This window comes from uncultured Algibacter sp., assembly GCF_947495925.1.
GTDB lineage: Bacteria > Bacteroidota > Bacteroidia > Flavobacteriales > Flavobacteriaceae > Algibacter_E.
Map to the genome: position 1 here is coordinate 407526 of NZ_CANMAU010000003.1, position 22604 is coordinate 430129.

The following is a 22604-nucleotide window of genomic DNA, read 5'->3' on the forward strand; positions in this document are numbered from 1 at the left end:
TTGTGTTTATTACCCTCCTGCAAAAGGAGGTAATAAGGCAATTTCATCACCTGTTAGTTTTGTTTCAAAATCAACTAACTCTTGGTTTTGTGCGATTTGAAAATCTTTGTTTTTTAATGAATCATATTTAGAATGTAAAGCATTTACTAAGTCAGAAATGGTAGTCCCAGAAAACTCTAAACTCTCCTCTTCGGTATTTGTTACTTCAGCTATTAGACCAAAATATTTAATCGTTATAAGCATCTTCTATTTGTTTAAATTCTTCTTTTGTATTGACGTTGCTTGTTGAAATTTGATATTTTTCAGCTAAGGCAACATTTTTATAATTACAGGCTTTAATTGCTATACGTAATCTGCGTTCATCATTTTGTAAAAATGTATTGAATATGTCTTTTATCTCTTTGGGATATAGCGCAATTAAAGGCATAGTTTTGCCATTACTTTCAGCTTGAATAATTTCAGATTTATCATCAACAGCATCAATTAGTTTTTGTAATACTTCAGATGTTATCAAAGGGATATCACAACTTAAAATCAAGTTATATTCGGTTTTTGAAGCCTCAAGTCCAGAAGAAATTCCCGCTACTGGTCCAGCATCTTTGGTGATGTCATTAATACGTTTTAATCCCAAAATATCATAATCTGAAATGTCAGAAACAATGATTATTTCAGAGACTAATGGTCTCAATGCATCAATACTATATTGAACAAATGGTTTGTTATTAAGTATTAAAAAACCTTTATCTGTTCCCATCCGTGAACTTTTGCCACCTGCCAAAATAATACCTGTTATGTTTGCTTTTTCTATCATCTATGTGAAAAATAATTTAGCACAGGCTATAATTAATACAAAGGCTAAAATATATCGTAAACGTTGATTGTTAATTCTTTTACTTCCATAATATCCACCTAATACACCTCCAATAAGTGCAATTGCTACAAGTAGGAATGATTCTATTTCTAGTGTAACACCAATACTAAATTGACCAATCAATGCCGAAGCAGAATTAACCCAAATAAATAATGCCGATACAGCTGCTGCCTCTTTCATTTTACCCCAATGAAATAATAAAATAAGAGGAGTTAATATAATGCCCCCTCCAATACCAATAAGTCCAGAGAAAAAGCCAATAAGAGCTCCAACTAAGAGCCCTTGCCATATTTTTACTTGTTTAATAGCATCGCCCTCTTTCCCAAATACATTTAGCATTTTAAGTATGGCAAAGATTAATAATACCGCTAATATTTTTTTGTATAATGTTGCTTCAATATCAAAACGCCCGCCTAATAAAGAGAGAGGTACTGAGGTTACTGCAAATGCAAAAAAGAGTTTCTTGTTAAAATGGCCTGCTTTAAAATAGTAGTAAAAGGAAATACCCGCAACAAAAATATTAAGTAATAGGGCAGTAGGTTTCATGCTTTCTGGTGCAAAAGAAAACAATGCCATAAGCGCCAAATAGCCACTTGCACCACCATGACCTACACTAGAATAAAGGAAGGAGACTATGGGTAGTATAGCTAGGAAAATGTATATGTTTTCGTTTTGTAGCATTTTTTTTTGAGTGCCTAAAGTGAACTAAAGTATTTAAAGTTATAAGTTAGAGTTTGTTTGCTATTGAAGTAAAAAGTGCTAAAAGTTCTTTTACTTCTTTTACAATAGGACTGAGTTTCTCAGCTTCAATCCAATTCATATCTTTTATAATTTCCAGCCAATATTCAGTCTCACTTGCTTCACTTTCAGATATTTTGATCTTATTTTTAAAATCTCTTTTACTTCGAGATCGGTTTGCTTCACGATAATTTGCGCCTATACTAGTACCAGATTTTGTAATTTGATTTTTGATAACCTTTGCTTCAATCGAATTAGGTAAAGCACTTGATAATTTGATAATAGATATTCCAAACTGTCTCGTTCTATATTCTAATTTTCTAGCAAATTCTTTATTATCCATAACCAATTTTTTAACTGTAGGCACTTTAAGTATTTTAAACTTTAGGCATTTATAATTGTTTAATTTTCTCCAATTGTTTATCTAAAAACGACCAACAATTTCTATTAATCTCGTCAAATACTTTTACTAAAGATTTGCCATACTCAGTAAGTTCTGCACCACCGCCACCTTTACCGCCAATACTATTTATTGTCACTGGTTTTTTAGCAGATTTATTTACGGAGTCTAATAATTGCCATGCTTTTTTATAGGATATGTTTAAGGACTTTGCCGCTTTTGATAAGGAACCAGTTTCATCAATGGCTTTTAATAAATGTACGCGACCTTCACCTAAAAGCACGTTGTTTTCGGACTCAATCCATATTCTGCTTTTTATCTTGTAACTCATATGCTTGATAATTGGAAGAGTTTGTTATATTGTTTTTTGGAAATGGAAGTTGGTGTTAATTGTAATATTTTGTTTCTTAATCCGATTAGAATAGGATTAGAAATATGAGCCATTTTTCCAATAGACCAACTCGTTTTTACAACATGGTGCGCTTTAGGTAATCTTATATTTTGAAACTTTTCAAACGCTTCATCTGTTTCGTATGTCTCTAAACATTCTGAAAATACAAAAGCATCTTCAATAGCTTGACAAGCACCTTGCCCCATATTTGGAGTTGTTGCATGCGCAGCATCACCAATAAGACAAACATTATTTCTATACCAAGTAGTTGTAGGTTTCAAATCTGAAATCTCAGCAGTATTTAATTTTTCTTTTGGCGTCGCACTAATGAGGTCTTTAATACACGAATGATAATCATTAAAGTAGTTACCAATATTGGTGTGAGTTAATTCATTTTTATTTTTTTTAAATGATTTTAAGGCATACCAATATACTGTGCTATCTGAAATTTGAACAAAACCAAAGCGTTCGTCTTTTCCCCAGGCTTCATTCAATTCATTTTTAAATTCTTTGGGTAAAGTATAATTTGTAATGCCTCTCCAACAGATTTGATTTGCATGTCGGATTTCACTTTTAGGAAATAAACAGTCTCTAACAACAGAGTTTATGCCATCTGCTCCAAGTACTATTGGCGTATTATAAGTTTTATTATTGTTAAATTTTAATATATAGTCATCGTTATCTTGAACGATATCTTCTAACTTATGGTTTAATAGTATTTCAGATGACATTAATTGATTAATTAATAGTTGTTGTAATTCACCCCTGTGAATAGCAATGTTCTTCGTATTATGCTTTTTTTCAAAAAAACTTAAATCTGCTTTAGATAGCGGTTTGAGGCTAGGCTTTGTAATATTAAGAGATGAAATGGCATTACCATGACTTTCAATGATTTTGTTTAAACCCAATTTAGTGTAAACTTGCATGGCATTATTAGCGAGAATAATACCAGCACCAACCGGTTTTATTTTTTCAGATTGCTCAAAAATTCTTGTTTTAAATCCTTTTTGTTCTAAAGCTATGGCGGTTGTTAAACCTCCAATACCCGCACCAATAATATTTATTGTCTTGTCCATTTTATAGCGGTAATAAAATAGTTTCAACTAAATCATCCTTCTCTATTTTAGAAACTTCCGCAGGCACAAAAATTAAAGCATTAGATAATGCAAAGGTTTGCAACATCGATGAGTTCTGTCCATCTAAAACCTCAACAGTATCATTTTGATAAATACCCTTTAAAAATTGTGGTCTATCACCTCTTTTTTGAAAACTATTAATAGCTTTAGCATTGATTCTAGGTAATTCCAAAATATTACGATTCATGAGTTGTTGTAAAGCGATATACACATAGACATAAAAACAGGATAACGCAGCAGCTGGGTTTCCAGGTAAGGCAAAAATTTGTGTGTATTCTTTTTTACCAAAAAACAAAGGCTTTCCTGGTTTTTGTTTTACTTTATAAAACAGTTCTTTAACCTGTAGTTCTTTTAATGCTTTGCCAACAAAATCATAATCACCAACGGAAATGCCGCCCGTAATCATTACTAACTCATTATCGTTTATGGCGGTTCTTAATGTTTCAACAGTTTTGCTGTAATCGTCTTCTACTTTATAAAGTGTCACATCATAGTATTTCAAATTGTAAAGTGCACTCAACAACATTTTAGAATTGCTTTCATATATCTTTCCGTGAGGTAATTCTTGTCCGGCTTCAATCAATTCATTCCCTGTGGTAACGATGCCAATATTTGGTTTTTTAAATACCGAAACTTTTGTGATTCCTAAAGAAATTAAATAGCCAATGGCTGCTGGGGTGAGTTTTGTACCTTTTTTTAAAGCGACATCACCAGTTTTAACTTGCTCACCTAACGGGCGAATATTATGTTCTAAAGGAATTTGAGTTTCAATAGAAATTGTTGAACCATTAACAACAACTTTTTCCTGCATCATAATGGCATTTGCCGAATCTGGAACAGGAGCACCTGTAAATATTCTAACTGCATCCCCTTTTTTAAGTTGGAGTTCATGACCATCACCAGCTTTTACCTCGCCAATTAAATTATAGCTTAAGTGGTTGTGTAAATGTAATGCATAACCATCCATAGCCGATTGTCTGAATGGTGGCATGTTAATAGGGGAGTAGATGTCTTCAAACAGTATATAACCACCTGCCTTTTCTACGGTTTTAGAGGTAGGTTTTAAAAGCGGTTTGACGTTGTTTTTTACTGTTGTAATAGCGTCTAGAATGGTTGTCATAAAATAATTATCGTTATGTATATGCAAATATAACGATTTCTGTTTTTTATGATATATGACATGTGTCATAATTTACCAAATAACTATTTAGAACAATTGTAAATAACTAAAACCTGATTTTTGTCAGTTTTTTTTCTGCGATAATACAGGATATTTATGTCCGAAATAAAAAACACTAAGCATGCCAATAAAAAGTTACTTAGCCCATCCTCATGATGGTAAGAAACAGCATTTAATAAATGCCTTGTCAGAAATAAAAGAATGTGAGGTTATGCCTGCTACAAATCAAGATGTTTTGGTAGTTGTTACAGATACTTTGGACGATGCTTCCGAAGATCTACTCCAAGTGAAAATAGAAAAAATTGATAGCCTAAAGCTGTTGGCTATGGTTTCAGGTTTTAATAGTCCAAAAATTTAGTAAGCAGATGTACAATTCATTATCAACCAGAAGAAGTTTTATAAAAAAAATGGCGCAGTTATCTGCAATGACGGCTGCGGCATCCATGTTTCCGGGAATATTATTCGCTAGTGAACAAGAAGAAGGCATACCTAATGGCGCAAATTTAGATTGGAAAAAAGGGCCATGTAGATTCTGTGGTGTAGGCTGTGGGATTTTAGTAGGGACCGAACAAGGAAAGGCCGTAGCTGTAAAAGGAGACCCCAATAGTTCTGTAAACAAAGGGTTGCTTTGTGTGAAGGGTTATCATCAGACCATGTGTATCCAATCCAAAGACAGGTTAACACATGCCTTGGTAAAGAAAAACGGAAAATACGTTCAAACACCTATTAATGAAGCCTTAGATATTGTTGCTAATAAAATGAAGGAAACCATTGCAGCGCATGGTAAAGATTCTGTTGCGATGTATACTTCTGGTCAATCCACAATTCCTGAGGGGTATGTAGCTTCTAAATTAATGAAAGGAGCTATAGGGACTAATAATTTAGATTGTAATGCCCGTTTGTGTATGGCAAGTGCGGTTGCTGGGTTTTTGACCACTTTTGGAGCAGATGAGCCCATGGGTTGTTATGAAGATATAGACCATGCGGATTATTTTATTACATGGGGAAATAATATGGCGGAAATGCACCCTGTTTTATTTTCTAGAATGTTAGAGCAAAAAACAAGACGAGGTGCTAAAATTATAGATTTTGCCACACGAACATCGCGTTCTAGTACCGCTTCAAATAAATCTATTTTATTCGAGCCTCAAACCGATCTAGCCGTGGCTAATGCTATTTGCTATGAGATTATAAATAATGGATGGATTAATAAATCTTTTGTTGAAAAACATTGTAATTTCAGTAAAGGACTTACTAATATAGGTTATGGTACTGAAGATAAGTTTAAGTTTAAAGACAAACCTGAAAAAATAGATTTTGCAGCTTATAAAGAATTTCTAGAAGATTATACTCCTGAAAAAGTAGCCCAATATTCAAAAGTATCTGTTAAAGATATTAAGTATTTAGCTTCTATATATGGCGACCCAAATAAAAAAGTGGTTTCCTATTGGTGTATGGGAATGAATCAGCATACTAGAGGAACTTGGATGAATAATTTAGTGTACAATATTCATTTATTAACGGGGAAGATTTCACAACCAGGAAATGGTCCTTTTTCATTAACAGGTCAGCCATCAGCTTGTGGAACAGCTCGTGAGGTAGGAACATTTACGCACAAGCTGCCTAAAGGGGTAGTAATGAATCCGAAGCATAGAGAATTAGCTGCTAAAATATGGAAAGTTCCTGTAGAAAGGATTCCAGCAAAACCAACATATCATGCCACTGAAATGTTTAGAGCTATAGATCGTGGCGATATTAAATTTATATGGACACAAGTTACAAATCCATTAGTATCCTTACCTAAAACCAGTCGTTATCGTCCAGGAATGGAAAAGGAATCTTGTTTTGTGGTAGTTTCTGATGTATTTCCAACACCAACCTCAGATGTGGCAGACGTGATTTTACCTGCCTCATGGCATATTGAAAAAAGTGGCTTGTACGGAAATTCAGAACGAAGAACCCAACACTGGGATAAAATGGTTGAAGGTCCGGGAGAAACCACACCAGATGCGTGGATGACTATTGAAGTTGCTAAGCGTATGGGCTATGGCGATTTGTTTCCGTATAGTGAAGAAAACCATGTTGAAGAAATATATAATGAATACAGGCAGTTTCATGAAGGCGCAAAACATGGTATGGCACCTTTAGAAGTTTTAAAGAAGGAATCGGGAGCTATCTGGCCATATGTAAACGGGAAATCAACACAATGGCGTTTCAATGCTAAATATGATCCCGCATGCGCTGAAGGTAAAGATTTTGATTTTTATGGAAAGCCAGATGGGAAAGCGGTTATTTGGCAAAGACCATATGAACCTGCTGCAGAGTCGCCTGATAACGAATATCCATTCTGGTTAAATACAGGACGAGTAATAGAACACTGGCATACAGGGTCCATGACACGCAGAATTCCAGTATTGCATAAAGCTATGCCTGAAGCATACGTGGAATTTCACCCAGAAGATGCTAAAGCTTTAGGTATAAGAAATGGTGAAAACATTAGAGTAACATCTCGAAGAGGTTCATGTGTATTACCGGCATCAATTAATGAGAGAGGATTGCCTACTAAAGGACAGGTTTTTGTGCCGTTTTTCGATGAAAACATGATGATTAATGATGTGACATTGGATGCTTTCTGCCCAATCTCTAAAGAACCAGATTATAAGAAGTGCGCTGTTAAAGTAGAAAAAGCATAGGTAATATAAGCCCGTAATGGGTGTTTAATATAAAAGATCAATACCAACGTAGGTTCGTTAGATGCCTAAAAACGTGGTGAAAATTTATTTAGATGAAAAAAAGACTCGGAATCATATCACTTTTTGTGTTGTTATTTGCTGCCTTTATTATGGTCTGGAATTTTAGCTATCAAAAAGGAAAAGAAGAAGGCTATGTTCCCATAAAAGAAAATAGTTCGACTCAAACAAGTATTCCTTCGGAGAGTGGTGTTTTTGAACGTTCTGAATTTGCTTTAGAATACGAAAATATGCCTGTTGATGAAAACCACCAGCGTACCTTAGATACATATTATAACAACCGAGCTTATTATGGTGCACCGCCAAGTGTTCCGCACCCTATTAAAGATGAAAAAAGTTTGGGGGGAAATACCTGTTTACAATGTCATCAAAATGGAGGTTTTGTAGAGAAACTTAATGCATATGCTCCAGTGACACCGCATCCTGAAATGATTAGTTGCAGACAATGTCACGTAGCACAAAATAGTCAATCTCTTTTTGTAGCTGCTAATTCAACTAAAGTACATGCTCCAAAAGTGGGGGTGAACAATGCATTAATTGGAACGCCACCAATGATTCCTCATCAATTACAAATGCGAGAAAACTGTTTGTCTTGTCATGCAGGTCCTGCGGCTCCAAAAGAAATTAGAGTGTCGCATCCGGAGCGAATTAATTGCAGACAATGTCACGTACCAACAGATAAAGTGGTTACCGAAATAAAAGTTTTTGAAAGAACTAATAGTATTACAAATGAATAGAAACCTATATAAATATATTCTAGTCGGTTTGTGCCTTGTTGCTTTGTTTTCTTGTAAGCACGGAGAAGGAGAGTATCATGGTGTTACAGAACGTATTGAAGCAGAAAGTAAAAATTATCATGGAACACCTATTTCATCTGAAAAATATTTAGAAGGACTCGAAACTATTGAGATTTCTGAAGACGGACATACCTTTTTAATACCAGATCGTAAAGGACAAATAAAGTCATATGCATGTACCGAGTGTCATTCAAAACCTTTAGCACAAATGCAAAGTAAGGATTTAAAGAAAGCGCACTGGGACATCAAATTAAATCATGCAAATAGTAACACAATGAACTGTGTAACCTGCCATAATCCAGACAATATGGACGAATTAAAAAGCTTGACAGGAAACACCATAGATTTTAATAACAGTTATAATTTGTGTAGTCAGTGCCACACTAAACAGTTTGAAGATTGGAAGGGTGGTGCGCATGGTAAGCGTATTGGTGGGTGGGCACCTCCAAGGGCATCTATGACCTGTGTGAACTGTCATAATCCACATAAACCTCATTTTGAGTCGCGATGGCCAGCACGTTTTAATACAGAGAAAGTAAAAGAAAGAGAATAGGTATGAGTAGCAATGGTAAAAAATGGTTTTCATTAAATCTTGGCGCAAAGCCTAAGACATCTGGTGGTTCTTGTTCTTGTGGCAAAAACTCTGGAGGCTGCGGCGGTAACGGTTCGCATTCGCATGAGTCAAAAGAGCCACAACTAACAGAGGAGGAATTTGCAGCAGCAGCTATAAATGCATCTATTGGAGAAGAACGTACAAAGGACGGTTTTGATCAAGTATTTGATGTTAAAATGGACAGACGTTCTGCATTTAAAAAGTTAACAGCTAGTTTATTGATTGGAGCAGGAGCTGTAAGTACATCATGTAGCGTGATTAGTGGTGAAGACAGTAAAGAAAAAGCTCAGATAGATTGGGAGGAGCAATTTAAGGGTAACTATAAATTGATGAATGATGAGGAGAAGAAGGCTACTGTAGATAGATTGGTCCGCTCGTACCAATTACGAACCGGTAAAAACATTAGTATGTCTTCTAAGAATGCTGAAGAAGATGTGCTGTTTGGTTACGCTTTTAATATTTCTAAATGTCAAGGGTATATGGATTGTGTGAATGCCTGTGTTGAAGAAAACAATCAGGACAGAAATTCGCAAATGCAGTACATCCGTATTCATGAAATGAAGGATGGTAAAGGCTTTAATTTTGATGAAGCTGATGATAATTATTACCACGAAGTTCCTGCCGAAGGTCATTTTTATATGGGGACGCAGTGCTTTCATTGCGATAATCCGCCATGTGTAGAGGTATGCCCTGTACAAGCAACGTGGAGAGAAGATGATGGTTTGGTGGTTGTAGATTACGATTGGTGTGTTGGCTGTAGATATTGTATGGCAGCTTGCCCTTATGATGGTAGACGTTTTAATTGGAGTAAGCCAGAAGTGCCAGAAGCTGAAGTGAATAAAAATCAGCATTACTTAGGAAATAGAATGCGTAAAAAAGGCGTGATGGAGAAGTGTACGTTTTGTGTACAGCGTTCTAGAGCGGGTAAAAATCCTGCTTGTGTTGAGGCTTGCCCAACAGGTGCTAGAATATTTGGAAACTTACTTGACCCAGAAAGTACAATACGATGGGTTTTAGAGAATAAGAAAGTATTTAGACTGAAAGAAGATTTAGGGACCGAGCCTAAGTTCTGGTATTTTATGGACTAGATTTAGATGTTGATTTGTTGAATTGTGTAATCGTTAAATTGTTAAGTCGGTTAAACGAATAAACGTCTCAACGATTAAACAAGGCTGAAAAAGGAAGATAGCAAATAAACCCGCGTTAGGGATTGCAGAGGAAAGCCCACAGCGACGCAGGAGCGAGGACTTGTAACGTAAAGCCCGACCCTTGTGGTAACGCCCAAAAAATAAAAACTAAGAGTGATAATAAAATTTTAGATGAGACGATTAAAAGTTTTTAAAAGTTTAGTTAAAGATAGTTTAGACACCATAACGCATGGTTCTAGAAGATATCATATTTGGATGGCGGTACTAACCTTTGTTATGTTGGTTGGAATGTATTGTTATGCAATACAGTTAGATCAGGGGCTTAGTGTAACAGGGATGACTGACCGTGTAAGTTGGGGGTTGTATATTTCTAATTTTACGTTTTTGGTTGGTGTAGCCGCTGCGGCAGTTATGTTAGTAATGCCAACGTATGTGCTAAAAGATATAGATTTTAAACAGGCGGTTTTAATAGGAGAGGGACTTGCGGTATCGGCATTAATTATGTGTTTGGCTTTTGTGGTTGCAGATATGGGAGGTCCATCGGTTTTATGGCATATGCTCCCTGGTATTGGAGTGTTTAATTTCCCGAATTCTATGTTAACTTGGGATGTTTTGGTACTTAATGGGTACTTGTTTTTAAACATTACCATTCCGTTTTATATTTTGTTTAGACATTATCAAGGCAAGGAATCAAAATCTAGTGTTTATGTTCCGGGGGCTATTTTATCTGTGTTTTGGGCTGTTGCGATTCATTTAGTAACTGCATTTTTATATCAAGGTTTACAGGCACGTCCGTTTTGGAATAATGCTTTGTTAGGACCACGTTTTTTAGCTTCGGCATTTGCAGCGGGTCCTGCTTTAATTATTTTGGTGTTAGCTATTATTAGAAATTGTACCGAATTTAAAATACAAGATAAAACCATTAAAAAAATTGCCATGGTGGTTACTGTGGCTGCTCAGATAAATTTAATAATGCTGGTTTCTGAGTTGTTTAAAGAGTTTTATGCGCCAACACACCATAGTGAAAGTGCTTATTATTTGTTCTTTGGTTTACACGGGAAAGATGCTTTACTGCCTTGGATATGGACGGCTATTCCTTTAAATGTTTTGGCCACCGTATTACTAACCTTTCATAAGCTTAGAAATAATTTTAAAGTACTGTTCTTCTGTTGTTTTATTTTGTTTATTGCCATTTGGATAGAAAAAGGATTCGGATTGATTGTTCCCGGTTTTATCCCAGGGCCTTATGGTAAGATTGCAGAATATTTACCCACTAAAATAGAGGTTGGGGTCACGCTCGGAATTTGGGCTTTAGGGGCTTTTGTGTTTACCATTTTAGCTAAAACTGCCATTGGTATAGAACTAGGGAAACTACGGTATAAGAAAAAATAGTGTTACAAATTTGACATTTTAGATGTACTAAAAACACCAATTGATTAATTTCGGTTGGTGTTTTTTGCTGGTCTCGTAAAAATTATCAATGCGTTTTATAAACTAAGTATTATTACTTAATTTTGAATTGGATTTTTATAATTATGACATCAACTAACGTATATATTAGTTCTAAATCTAAGGCAAATACAGATTTGTCATGTGGGGCGTGTTTAAACAACAACTGTCTTATTAAACGTAATTTGTCCATACTTTCAGATTCCGAATTTGTAAAAAATAAGAATACCTTAAAATGTAAAAAGGGACAACAGTTTATTATGGAAGGCGCTCCGGTTAACGGATTGTTTTTTATATTAAAAGGTACTGTAAAAGTGTTTAGAACAGGCATTAACGGCAGGGAGCAAATTGTACGTTTTGCCAAAGAAGGCGAAATTATTGGGCATCGAGGTTTTGGTACAGAAGAGTATTATTCTATAGGGGCTATAGCGCTGCAAGACTCGGTATTGTGCTATTTTTCAAAAGACCATTTACAAAGTACATTGCTTGAAACACCTAAGTTTGCGTACGATATGATGCTGTTTTATGCCAACGAACTCAACCGAAGTGAAAACAAGGTAAAGTCTATTTCTCAAATGACAGTTCGCGAGCGCGTTATAGATTCCTTATTGTATATCCATAGAAAGTTTGGTGATCTAAGTGGTTTTCTTGATTTACCATTAAGTAGAAGGGAGTATGCGGATTATGCAGGTACTACAGAAGAACAAGTTATTCGAGTGTTTTCTGCGCTTAAAAAAGAAAATTTGATAATTGCCAAAGGGAAAAAAATTGGGATTAACGATGTACGGTTTCTAAAGCAAGAAATAGACGATCATAATTACTTTTTGGATTCGTAAGAATCATTTAGGCCCAAGGCCTATTTTTTATGCTTTTTTTTAGATACCTGCTTTTTCACAGTTTTTTGTATGGCATAAAAGATGCTTCACAACTGCTTATTTTCATAATTGCTTAGAGATTTACATTCTACATTTGTCACATATAAGTATTAATACTTATTTAAGTTAAGTAGACAAATCAAAATATAAAACTATGGAAGCAAAAACAGTCTCTCTTGTACAAGAATCATTCGAAAAAGTAAAACCAATAGCACCAGCAGCCGCTGAAATTTTTTATTCAAAATTATTTGAATTAGACCCAGCACTAAAACCACTCTTTCCAACCAATAAAGAAGGTGCGATGGTAGAACAAGGTAATAAGTTGATGACTATGCTTGGAGCTGCTGTAGCAGGATTAAGCAATATTGAAGCTTTAATTCCTGTGCTAGAAGGTTTAGGGAAACGCCATGTAGATTATAAAGTGGAGCCATCGCATTATGACACTGTAGGTGCTGCATTATTAGGAACACTTGAAGCAGGATTGGGAGATGATTTTACTGTAGAAGTAAAAAATGCCTGGGCAGATGTTTACGGAACTATGGCTGATGTTATGATTAAAGCGTCTTATTAATTAACCCCAAAAACTATTCATTATGAAAACGATATATAAATTCTCATTATTAAGCGCATTCGGTTTACTTCTTTTAAATGCTTGTGGAGGTGTTCCAGAAGAAAAATCAGCGACGGGAGGTGTAGAAAATGCATTTTCAGTTGAAGAAGTATTAGAAATGGTAGCCAAAGAAAACGATATTACCAGAACATTGTATACCAAAGCCATTGTTGGAAAAGGGAAGAAGCAAGGGATGAAGTTTGACGAAGATTGGAGAAAAGACGATGTTGAAGCTGGACCATTACCTGCTTTGTTTTTAAGAGGTGTAGCTACAAGCATTAGAAAAAGTCCTGTACCACTAGGTTTATATTTAGGATCTGATTTCCCTGTAAATGCAGCCAATAAATTTGAAGGTAAGCAAGCAGAATTATTCACAGAGATTAAAAAAGACCAAAAGCCGCAGTTTTTCTATGATGAAGATCAAAAATTACATACTGCCATGTTTGCAGATTTGGCAAGTGCTGGTGCCTGTGTATCTTGTCATAACGATCACCCACAAACTTCAAAAACCGATTGGAAACTAGGTGATGTTATGGGAGCAACGACATGGCAATATCCAAAAGATTCTTTATCGTATAAAGAAACTGTAGCCGTATTAAATTCTTATGCACAAGGTACAGTAGATATCTACTTAGAATACCTTGATGAAATTGAAGCATTTAAGGATAGTGAAAAACCAGAAATAGGTAAAAAATGGCCAGCAGAAGGGAACTACCTGCCAACAGCTGAAGTGTTTTTAGATAGTGTTAAGAAGTTAACATCTTACGAAACTATGAAACACTTAGTCGCGGCAAACGAATAAATAGTTTAGTGTTAAGATGGCAATAGTGCTCATTTATTTTTTATTTGGATGTGGGCATGTACAATTGCTTTTAATTAAATCGTCCTAAAATATGGTTATAAGCAATAACAAATCTACCTTAATTGGGTTGGTATTACTCGTTGCGTTCTTTTTACAATTCTTATTAAAATTAGAATGGAGTTGGTTATTTCAGTTGCAACAAGAAGAAATGTATAAACGCTGGTCTGGTTTAGGACTAGCTGTATTTATTACATTTCAATGGGTGTTAACCTTAACCAGAACCATTGGTAAATGGCGCAAACATGCTATGAGCATGCAGACTATTCATAAGTGGTTAGGTGCTATGAGTCCGTTATTGTTTTATATCCATAGTATGACTTTAGGTTACGGTTATTTATTGCTGTTATCCTATATATTCTTCGCCAATACGCTACTTGGGTATTTCAATTTAGATGTTCTAAAGAATAGTAGTGATGCTTTATTTAAAGGTTGGATGATTGCCCATGTAGCGCTTTCTATAGTGGTTACAATTATAATGGTATTTCATATGACCATGGTGTTTTATTATAAATAGATGATGTATGAAGTTAGTAGTAAAAGATATAATTAAAGAAACCAATGATGCTGTAAGTATCTGTTTTAAAAATGGTAATTTTTTTAAAAAATTAAAATACAAACCAGGGCAATTTTTAACCATACATGTACCCATGGATAGCATGGTACAAAAACGCGCCTATTCCTTCAGTAGTAATCCATACACCGATAAAGACTTAAAAATTACTATCAAGCGCGTAGAAAAAGGATTAGTTTCAAACTACGTACACGATAATTTAAAAGTAGGCGATAAGCTAGAAGTTGATGACCCTGCTGGCTCTTTTTACATAGAACCTTCTAAAAAAGCAGAAAAACAATATGTGTTATTTGCTGGCGGAAGTGGTGTAACACCTATGTTCTCCATAGTGAAATCAGTATTAACAGAAGAACCATATTCTAAAGTATTACTTATTTATGCTAACCAAAATATGGAATCTATCATTTTTCATGATGAGATAAAAGCCATCGAAAAACAATATCCAGAACATTTTATAGTAGAGCATATTGTATCTTCAAACAAAGAAGATAAAGACAATTATAACGCAGGTTTAGCCACAACAGCACTTATTAATGCCATACTTGCAAAGCACCATATAGCCTACGATGACCATAGCTATATGATTTGCGGACCATTTGGTTACATGGAAAAAATTAAAGACATTTTAAAAGAAAACGGTATTGCCAGAAATCAAATAAAACTCGAAGTCTTTAAAAGTCCAGAAGTAAAAGTTACGGGGAAAGATTTGTTGAGCGATGTTACACTAAAGTTAGATGGTAAAGCGCATAATATAAAAGTAAAAGGTAATGTATCCATATTAAAGCAGGCGATGTCAGATAATATCGTTCTACCTTATTCATGCAGGTCAGGTATGTGTTCTACCTGTAAAGCCAAATGTGTAGAGGGCGAAGTAAAAATGACGGACGGCCATTTTTTACCACCATCCGATGTCGATAATGGTGATATTTTAACCTGTATCAGTTATCCAGTAAGCGAAAAAGTGGTTATAGAGATTTAATATTTTAAAATAATTAGCACAATGTTTAAAGTAAGTCCATTACGTAAAAGACAATTTTTAGGCGGTATTATAGGTTTAGTTTTGGGCGCATTTATATGTTATATTCTAACCTTAGAGGCTACCGAAGACTACGTGTCTATTGGCCCCATGAATACAGGTCATCAAGATTTAAACTGTTTTGCGTGTCATGCCGATGCTAAAGGTAATTTACTTCAGCAAGTGCAATCTAATATTGCCCATGCGGTGGGTGCTAGGGACGAAGGTGTCGATTTTGGAACTCAAGATGTAACGGTCGATAACTGTTTACAATGTCACGACCGCCCAAATGACAGGCATCCCACTTATCGTTTTTCCGAACCTCGATTTAAAGAGGCTGTGCAGCATATCGATGCCACAACTTGTGTTACCTGTCATACCGAGCACGAAGGCGAGCGCGTTTCGGTAGCAAATATTAATTACTGTATGAATTGCCACCAAGATTTGGATGTTGAAAACGATCCTTTAGACGTATCTCATAAACGCCTTATAGCCAAAGAGCAGTGGTCAACCTGTATACAATGTCACGATTTCCACGGTAACCACAGGTACGATGTACCAGAAAAGTTAAAGGACACCATACCTATGAAATTGATTCAGCATTATTTCGAGGGAGGCGAAGATCCCTATGGCAGCAATAAAAAATACATGGCCCTATCTCAAGAAGCATGGCTTAAAACCTTAGAAAATTAAATGGGCTAATTTTTGCTTCATACATTCGTGTATGTATTCTTCAGCAACCAGTCTTTAGAGATAAAGGCTGGTTTTTTTGTGAAAGATGTTTTGGGCGTTACCCGCCTTAGGTCGGGTCGGGCTTTTATTCATGGGTTGCTATCTTAAACTATTGAATTCATGAACATAAATGTTTCGCTATATCTTTTGTTTTCTGTGCTTCCCACAAAGATAGGGCTATACCATAAAAGTCACTTTTCCTTAAGATCGGTCATCTTTTCTTGGAAAACAAAAGGATGCCGTTGCAGTCCCTAACGCGGGTGTGTTTGCTAATACCGTTTTAAAAAGCTAACACCTCTGCATTGTTGTGGGAGCAATAACCGTGCAGTATTTTAACTTTTCCTTGCGATTTCAACATGACGGATTTATTGAAAAATAAGTGTAAACATAGTTGATTTTTCTGTCATAAAACACGAACTTAGCTTATCGAACGTTATAGTTCATTAAGAACTTACTATATCTAACCGTTGGCAATATTGTGAATAAACCCAAGAACTATCAATAAATGAAAGTACTTTTAGATACTAACATAATTATTCATAGAGAAGCTAACAGAGTTGTTGAACACGATATTGGACAATTATTTAATTGGATTGATAAGCTACATTATGAAAAATACATTCATCCAATCACAATATCTGAAATCAATTCTTATCAGAATAAACATGTAGTTGAGACTTTTTCAATAAAATTAGATAGCTATAATAGAATTAAGCATCAACTTCCTTTTTCGGAGACTGTACTAAGTGTAAGTGCAGAATTTGATGTAAATGATAATGATATTAATGACACTCATCTGTTAAACGAAATCTATGAAGGCAGAATAGATTTATTAATTACGCAGGACAAAAAAATACACGCTAAAGCGTCAAGGCTTGGACTTTCTGAAAAAGTTTTTAAAATTCAGTCATTTCTCGAAAAAGTCACATCTGAAAACCCAGATTTAGTTCAATACAATGTCCTGGCAGTTAAAAAAGCTGATTTTGCAGAAGTAGATATTAGTGACAATTTTTTTGATAGCTTCCGACAAGATTATAATGAATTTGATAATTGGTTTAAATCAAAATTTGACAAAGTTTGTTATGTATGCTACAGCGATAATAACTTAACGGCATTTCTTTACATAAAAGTTGAAGAAAAAACGGAAAATTACTCTGAAATAAAACCAATATTCGACAAGAAGAAAAGACTGAAAATTGGAACCCTAAAAGTAATTAGTAACGGATATAAAATTGGAGAAAGATTCTTGAAAATTGTATTTGATAATGCTATTCAATATAAAGTTGATGAAATATATGTAACTATATTTGATAAAAGACCAGAGCAAGGACAGCTAATAGATATGCTTAAAGGTTGGGGTTTTGTAGAACACGGAATAAAATCTACAAAAAATGGGGATGAAATTGTTTTAACAAGACCTTTTGGAAAATCACAACCAATTGAAATTAATAAACCAAAACTTTCTTTTCCATTTTTTTCAAGAGATACAAGAAAGTATATAATCAAAATAGAACCTCAATATCATACGGAATTATTTCCCGACAGTATTAATACAAGAGAAGACAAAACAAAATATACAGAAAACGAACCACATCGGAATAGAATTGGAAAAGTATACATTTCACACTCTAAAGACAGGCATCTTAAGCCAGGAGATATTATTATTGTTTACAGAATGGGAGATACAAAGCCAAAAAAATATTCTAGTACAGTAACATCAATTTGTATTGTAGAGGAAGTAATCGACGGATTTGCATCTTTTGATGAATTTTATAAGGCTTGTTTCAGAAGAACAATGATTAAAAAAGAAGATTTACAGAAAGACTGGTGGAAAAAATACCCCAAATACAGACCTTTTGTTATAAAGTTTCTTTACGCTCACTCTTTTCCGACACCAAAGCCAACGCTTAATGACTTGAATATAATTGGCGTAATTCCTGATATTATGAATATGCCACGTGGATTTATAGAATTAAATAACAATCAGTTTAACAAATTAGTTAATTTTGCTTACAACCGAAAATAACCTATGAAAGTCGTTTTATCAATTAAACCAGAATTTGCTTTTAAGATTTTTGATGGCTCTAAAAAATTTGAATTTAGAAAAGCCATTTTTAAGAATAATAATGTAAAATCTATAATAGTTTATGCATCATCACCTGTTCAAAAAGTAATTGGCGAATTTGAAATCGGTAAAATCTTCAATAATGACCTTGAAACACTTTGGAACTTGACAAAAGAACATTCGGGAATTACAGAAGATTTTTTTTATGAATATTTTTCGGAGAGAGAAAAAGGGTTTGCCATTCAAGTTAAGAACAAGAAAAAATACAAAGAACCAAAATGTTTGAAAGCGGATTTTAATTTGCATCCACCTCAATCATTTGCATACGTGAAATAAAACACTATTGCCAACAATGTTTATAATTCATTACTAGTAAAAGCCTATTTACGAAAGTCCTCGCGGATTTTCTATACGGTTTTTATTTGCTAAATTCAGTCCTACGTACGAAAGCTCTACTCTTCTTATACTGGACGGATGTATCTTCATAAAGTTTTATTATTTCTTTAAATCCTATTCTTTCAATTGATGCTATCTGCCAAAAAATCAATTAGTAGTTATATAAATTATTTAAGCTAGTAGTTCGCCACTCCAAACCTTTCACTTTTCTGTTCAATTTTCCCCCTTTCAACTTAAAATTCTTGAAACTTTATCAACAAATTCCTGTTCATACGTAGTAATTTAAGTAAATCTACGTGTGTTTGTTTTGTAGTTAAATTGTTGTTTTTCAAATTGTTAATTTATAAACCTGTTTTAATACAGGTTTTTACATGGATTAAAAAGAGGTTTATACATGATCATCACCATAATCTAAAATTAATACTACTTATATATTTGCCTAAAAATAAGTAATTATACTTAGTTTAATAAAAACATAACTTATGAAATCTCTAATTAAAAAATCAATTTGGATCTTACCATTAGCAGTATTACTTGTTGCTTGTGGAGGTAAAGAAAAAAAGAAAGACGTTGTCGAAGTTGCGGTTGCCGAAACTTCAAAAACAAAAACACTAGATATTGAAAAGCCACAATTAACATTTGGATTTATCAAATTAACAGATATGGCACCATTAGCCATTGCAAAAGAAAAAGGATTCTTTGAAGATGAAGGCTTATTTGTTTCTGTTGAAGCACAATCCAACTGGAAAAATGTATTAGACCGTGTTATTGATGGTCAGTTAGACGGATCTCATATGTTGGCAGGTCAGCCCATTGCTGCAGGCGCAGGTTTTGGTCGTCAAGCAGATTTAGTAACACCATTCTCCATGGACTTAAACGGTAACGGTATCACAGTATCAAACGATGTTTGGTCTAAAATGAAGCCAAATGTACCAAAAGGTGCCGATGGAAAGCCGATTCACCCAATTAAAGCAGAAGCTTTAAAACCAGTAATAGACGAATATAAAACTAACGGTAAAGCGTTTAAAATGGGCATGGTATTTCCCGTATCTACACATAACTACGAAATTAGATATTGGTTAGCGGCAGCTGGAATTCACCCAGGCATGTATACTGCAGATAATGTTCAAGGACAAATTGATGCTGAGGTTTTATTATCTGTTACCCCTCCGCCACAAATGCCAGCAACACTTGAAGCAGGTACAATATATGGGTATTGTGTAGGTGAGCCTTGGAATCAACAAGCCGTTTTTAAAGGTATTGGTGTTCCTGTAACAACAAACTACGATATCTGGAAAAATAATCCAGAGAAAGTATTCGTAATGACAAAGAAATTTGTTGAAGAAAACCCGAATACTGCCATTGCTGTAACAAAAGCATTAATTAGAGCAGGGAAGTGGTTAGATGAGCCTGGAAACAGACAAGAAGCTGTTGAAATCTTATCGATGTCTCAATATGTAGGTGCTCCAGTGGAGGTTTTAGCAAACTCAATGACAGGTACTTTTGAATTTGAAAAAGGTGACAAACGTGAGATGCCAGACTTTAATGTATTCTATAAGTACAATGCAACTTATCCGTTTTACTCTGATGGTATCTGGTTCTTAACTCAAATGAGAAGATGGGGGCAAATTCCTGAAGCTAAGCCAGCCGATTGGTATGCAAGTACGATTAAAGATATCTACAGACCTGATATCTGGACTAAAGCAGCTAAGCTTTTAGTGGAAGAAGGTAATATTCCTGCGTCAGACGTTCCAACTACAGACGGATATAAAGCGCCAACTTCCGATTTTATTGATGGAACTACATATGATGCTAAAGACCCTATTTCTTACATCAATAGTTTTAAAATTGGAAACAAAGATAAAGCAGTACAGTAAAAAATAATTAAGTTTTGTCATTCCGTTCCGGTTTTTTCGGAATGGAATGACAAAACTACTAGAAACTAACTTAAGAAGTCATGAAGCAAAGCATAACATTAGGAAAAGTAACCAAGTTTATGGGATTAGGTTTTTTAGGCACAATAAAAGACTTATTCACTGGGAAACTAGAAAAGGAAGATTTTATAAGCTTTCTTCGTAAAGTAGTCGTACCACTTGCTTCCATTCTATTATTTATAGGACTGTGGCATATGGGTTCTCAGTCATTATATAATATAGAGGCGGAATTTAAAATTGAAAAAGCACTGGAAGATCAAGGACCAGCTGCTGCTGAGGCATTACGTGAGTGTATAGCCTCTGGGGAGTCTGGGTGTCAACCAAATACTTTGCCGTCGCCAAGTCAGGTTTGGGCCTCTTACCAATCCTTATTAAGAGATCACAATATTATTAGTGCAGATAAAGCAGCTTTTATAGAAAAAACAGCAGTGCTAAATGAAAAGCGTATTGCCGAGGGAAAAGAACCTATTACATATACTGGGAGACCATCATTTGTTGATCAAATTTTTAGAAGTCTAAAAACAGTATTTGCTGGGTTTTTATTAGCGCTATTAATTGCTGTTCCTTTAGGAATTTTTATAGGATTAAGTCCAACTTTAAAGAGTGCATTCAACTGGTTTATTCAAATATTTAAGCCTGTATCTCCTGTAGTTTGGTACTTATTAGTGTTCATGATTGTAAAAACGGTATTAATAGATTCCAATGAAGATAGCTCATTTACTATTTCATTTATTAGTGTAGGACTATGTTCTATGTGGGCAACTTTGGTTAATACGGCTATGGGTGTATCATCGGTAGATAAAGATTATATCAATGTGGCTAAAGTATTAAAATTAGGGTCTTTTCAAAAAATATTTAAAGTGGTGTTGCCATCATCTTTACCATTAATATTTACAGGTTTAAAAATTACGTTATCGGTAGCTTGGATGGTATTAATAGCGATTGAATTATTGGCTCAAAGTCCTGGTCTAGGGTTGTTTGTGTGGGAGGAATTCCAAAACGGTGCAAACGATTCCAATGCCAAAATAATCGTAGCCATGTTTGTTATTGGTATCATTGGGTTCTTATTGGATCGATTGATGTTAACGATACAGAACTGGGTGTCTTTCGATAAAACAGACGCGATTTAGAAATATGTTGAATGGTTTATTTGTGGATTTGTGAATTGAAACAAAGATTGAACAGCTGAACGAATAAACGCTTAAACAATACAAAAATGGCATACTTAGAATTAAATAATATTTATAAAACTTACGGACAAGGGGATACCGAAACCGAGGTGCTTTCGAATATAAATTTATCGATTGAGGAAGGGGAGTTTGTTGCAATTGTTGGATTTACGGGAAGTGGAAAAACAACTTTAGTAAATCTTATAAATGGCTTAATAGAACCGTCAAAAGGTGAAGTTTTATTTAAAGGACAACCGGTACAAGGCACTAGCCATGAACGCGGTGTTATTTTCCAGAATTATTCGCTGCTACCATGGTTAACTGTTGGACAGAACGTTTATATGGCTGTTAAAGAAGCTTTTCCTAAGAAGAGTAAAAAAGAGTTAAATGAGATTGTTGCCAATTATGTTGAAATGGTAAGTTTAACACCAGCAATAAATAAACGACCTAAAGAGTTGTCAGGAGGTATGCGCCAGCGTGTAGCTGTGGCTAGAGCCTTAGCCATGAAGCCTGAAATGATAATTATGGATGAGCCATTAGGGGCTTTAGACGCTTTGACTCGTGGAAACCTGCAAGATGAAATTTTAAACATCTGGGAGCAAGATAAACGTACCGCTTTATTGATTACCAATGATGTAGATGAAGGTATTTATATGGCAGATCGAATTATTCCCCTACGTCCGGGGCCAAATGCAACTTTAGGACCTGAATTTAAAATTGATATTGAACGTCCTAGAGATAAAACAGAATTAAATGATGATGCGAATTTTAAGGAAACTAGAAATGCCATTATTGAATATTTGATGGACATAGGGAATGAACGTAAATCTGAAGCACAAGAAGCTTACGTTTTACCAGAGTTAGAACCTAAAAGTTTTATTGGACGCTTTAAATAATATAGA

At 34.8% G+C, this 22604-nt stretch carries 24 protein-coding genes; 17 read left to right on the forward strand and 7 right to left on the reverse strand.

Annotated features, from left to right (window positions below):
- Positions 1-9: 9 nt before the first annotated feature.
- From Q0857_RS08115 to Q0857_RS08145, 7 genes are read right to left on the reverse strand one after another with little or no spacing between them, the layout of a single operon-like run.
- The gene (locus Q0857_RS08115; protein ID WP_298533658.1) at positions 10-243 is read right to left on the reverse strand and encodes a MoaD/ThiS family protein; all 234 of its coding nucleotides are present in this window, start codon (positions 241-243) and stop codon (positions 10-12) included.
- Entirely contained in the window at positions 227-811 is a 585-nt protein-coding gene (locus Q0857_RS08120; RefSeq protein ID WP_298533659.1) for a molybdenum cofactor guanylyltransferase, read from the reverse strand. The genes Q0857_RS08115 and Q0857_RS08120 overlap by 17 nt, the downstream gene beginning before the upstream one ends.
- Positions 812-1552 (reverse strand): sulfite exporter TauE/SafE family protein, encoded by a 741-nt coding sequence (locus tag Q0857_RS08125; RefSeq protein WP_298533660.1) that lies wholly within the window; start codon positions 1550-1552, stop codon positions 812-814.
- 46 nt (positions 1553-1598) lie between these two features.
- Positions 1599-1952 (reverse strand): four helix bundle protein, encoded by a 354-nt coding sequence (locus Q0857_RS08130; RefSeq protein WP_298533661.1) that lies wholly within the window; start codon positions 1950-1952, stop codon positions 1599-1601.
- 49 nt (positions 1953-2001) lie between these two features.
- Positions 2002-2340, reverse strand: a complete 339-nt coding sequence (locus Q0857_RS08135; RefSeq protein ID WP_298533662.1) for a winged helix-turn-helix domain-containing protein — start codon at positions 2338-2340, stop codon at positions 2002-2004.
- Entirely contained in the window at positions 2337-3476 is a 1140-nt protein-coding gene (locus Q0857_RS08140) for an FAD-dependent monooxygenase (protein ID WP_298533663.1), read from the reverse strand. Before Q0857_RS08140 ends, Q0857_RS08135 begins: the two co-directional genes overlap by 4 nt.
- A gap of 1 nt (position 3477) precedes the next feature.
- On the reverse strand, positions 3478-4656 hold the full coding sequence (locus Q0857_RS08145; RefSeq protein WP_298533664.1) for a molybdopterin molybdotransferase MoeA: 1179 nt from the start codon (positions 4654-4656) through the stop codon (positions 3478-3480).
- A gap of 181 nt (positions 4657-4837) precedes the next feature.
- Here Q0857_RS08145 and Q0857_RS08150 point away from each other — a divergent pair, with 181 nt between their 5' ends.
- From Q0857_RS08150 to Q0857_RS08230, 17 genes are all read left to right on the forward strand, one after another.
- On the forward strand, positions 4838-5074 hold the full coding sequence (locus tag Q0857_RS08150; RefSeq protein WP_298533665.1) for a hypothetical protein: 237 nt from the start codon (positions 4838-4840) through the stop codon (positions 5072-5074).
- A 7-nt stretch (positions 5075-5081) separates the two neighbouring features.
- Positions 5082-7409, forward strand: coding sequence for a molybdopterin-dependent oxidoreductase (locus Q0857_RS08155; RefSeq protein ID WP_298533667.1), 2328 nt, complete (start codon positions 5082-5084; stop codon positions 7407-7409).
- 92 nt (positions 7410-7501) lie between these two features.
- On the forward strand, positions 7502-8203 hold the full coding sequence (locus Q0857_RS08160) for a multiheme c-type cytochrome (RefSeq protein ID WP_298533668.1): 702 nt from the start codon (positions 7502-7504) through the stop codon (positions 8201-8203).
- Positions 8196-8816 carry a cytochrome c3 family protein gene (locus tag Q0857_RS08165; RefSeq protein ID WP_298533671.1) on the forward strand — a complete coding sequence of 207 codons (621 nt, stop codon included), beginning with the start codon at positions 8196-8198 and terminating at the stop codon, positions 8814-8816. The genes Q0857_RS08160 and Q0857_RS08165 overlap by 8 nt, the downstream gene beginning before the upstream one ends.
- Positions 8817-8818: 2 nt before the next feature.
- A complete protein-coding gene (locus Q0857_RS08170; protein ID WP_298533672.1) occupies positions 8819-9964 on the forward strand; it encodes a 4Fe-4S dicluster domain-containing protein in 1146 nt (381 codons plus the stop codon).
- Between the two features lie 231 nt (positions 9965-10195).
- A complete protein-coding gene (dsrP, locus tag Q0857_RS08175; RefSeq protein WP_298533674.1) occupies positions 10196-11416 on the forward strand; it encodes a sulfate reduction electron transfer complex DsrMKJOP subunit DsrP in 1221 nt (406 codons plus the stop codon).
- A 143-nt stretch (positions 11417-11559) separates the two neighbouring features.
- Entirely contained in the window at positions 11560-12309 is a 750-nt protein-coding gene (locus Q0857_RS08180) for a Crp/Fnr family transcriptional regulator (RefSeq protein ID WP_298533676.1), read from the forward strand.
- Between the two features lie 193 nt (positions 12310-12502).
- Positions 12503-12919, forward strand: a complete 417-nt coding sequence (locus Q0857_RS08185; protein ID WP_298533677.1) for a globin family protein — start codon at positions 12503-12505, stop codon at positions 12917-12919.
- Positions 12920-12941: 22 nt separating this feature from the next.
- The gene (locus Q0857_RS08190) at positions 12942-13760 is read left to right on the forward strand and encodes a DUF3365 domain-containing protein (protein WP_298533678.1); all 819 of its coding nucleotides are present in this window, start codon (positions 12942-12944) and stop codon (positions 13758-13760) included.
- Between the two features lie 91 nt (positions 13761-13851).
- Positions 13852-14334 carry a hypothetical protein gene (locus tag Q0857_RS08195; protein WP_298533679.1) on the forward strand — a complete coding sequence of 161 codons (483 nt, stop codon included), beginning with the start codon at positions 13852-13854 and terminating at the stop codon, positions 14332-14334.
- 7 nt (positions 14335-14341) lie between these two features.
- A complete protein-coding gene (locus Q0857_RS08200) occupies positions 14342-15370 on the forward strand; it encodes a 2Fe-2S iron-sulfur cluster-binding protein (protein ID WP_298533680.1) in 1029 nt (342 codons plus the stop codon).
- A gap of 21 nt (positions 15371-15391) precedes the next feature.
- Entirely contained in the window at positions 15392-16099 is a 708-nt protein-coding gene (locus Q0857_RS08205; protein WP_298533681.1) for a cytochrome c3 family protein, read from the forward strand.
- A 544-nt stretch (positions 16100-16643) separates the two neighbouring features.
- A complete protein-coding gene (locus tag Q0857_RS08210) occupies positions 16644-18164 on the forward strand; it encodes a PIN domain-containing protein (RefSeq protein WP_298533683.1) in 1521 nt (506 codons plus the stop codon).
- 3 nt (positions 18165-18167) lie between these two features.
- Positions 18168-18539 (forward strand): hypothetical protein, encoded by a 372-nt coding sequence (locus tag Q0857_RS08215; RefSeq protein ID WP_298533684.1) that lies wholly within the window; start codon positions 18168-18170, stop codon positions 18537-18539.
- Positions 18540-19081: 542 nt separating this feature from the next.
- Entirely contained in the window at positions 19082-20476 is a 1395-nt protein-coding gene (locus Q0857_RS08220; protein WP_298533686.1) for a CmpA/NrtA family ABC transporter substrate-binding protein, read from the forward strand.
- Between the two features lie 80 nt (positions 20477-20556).
- Entirely contained in the window at positions 20557-21663 is a 1107-nt protein-coding gene (locus Q0857_RS08225; RefSeq protein WP_298533687.1) for an ABC transporter permease, read from the forward strand.
- Between the two features lie 86 nt (positions 21664-21749).
- A complete protein-coding gene (locus tag Q0857_RS08230) occupies positions 21750-22598 on the forward strand; it encodes an ABC transporter ATP-binding protein (protein ID WP_298533688.1) in 849 nt (282 codons plus the stop codon).
- Positions 22599-22604 lie beyond the last annotated feature (6 nt).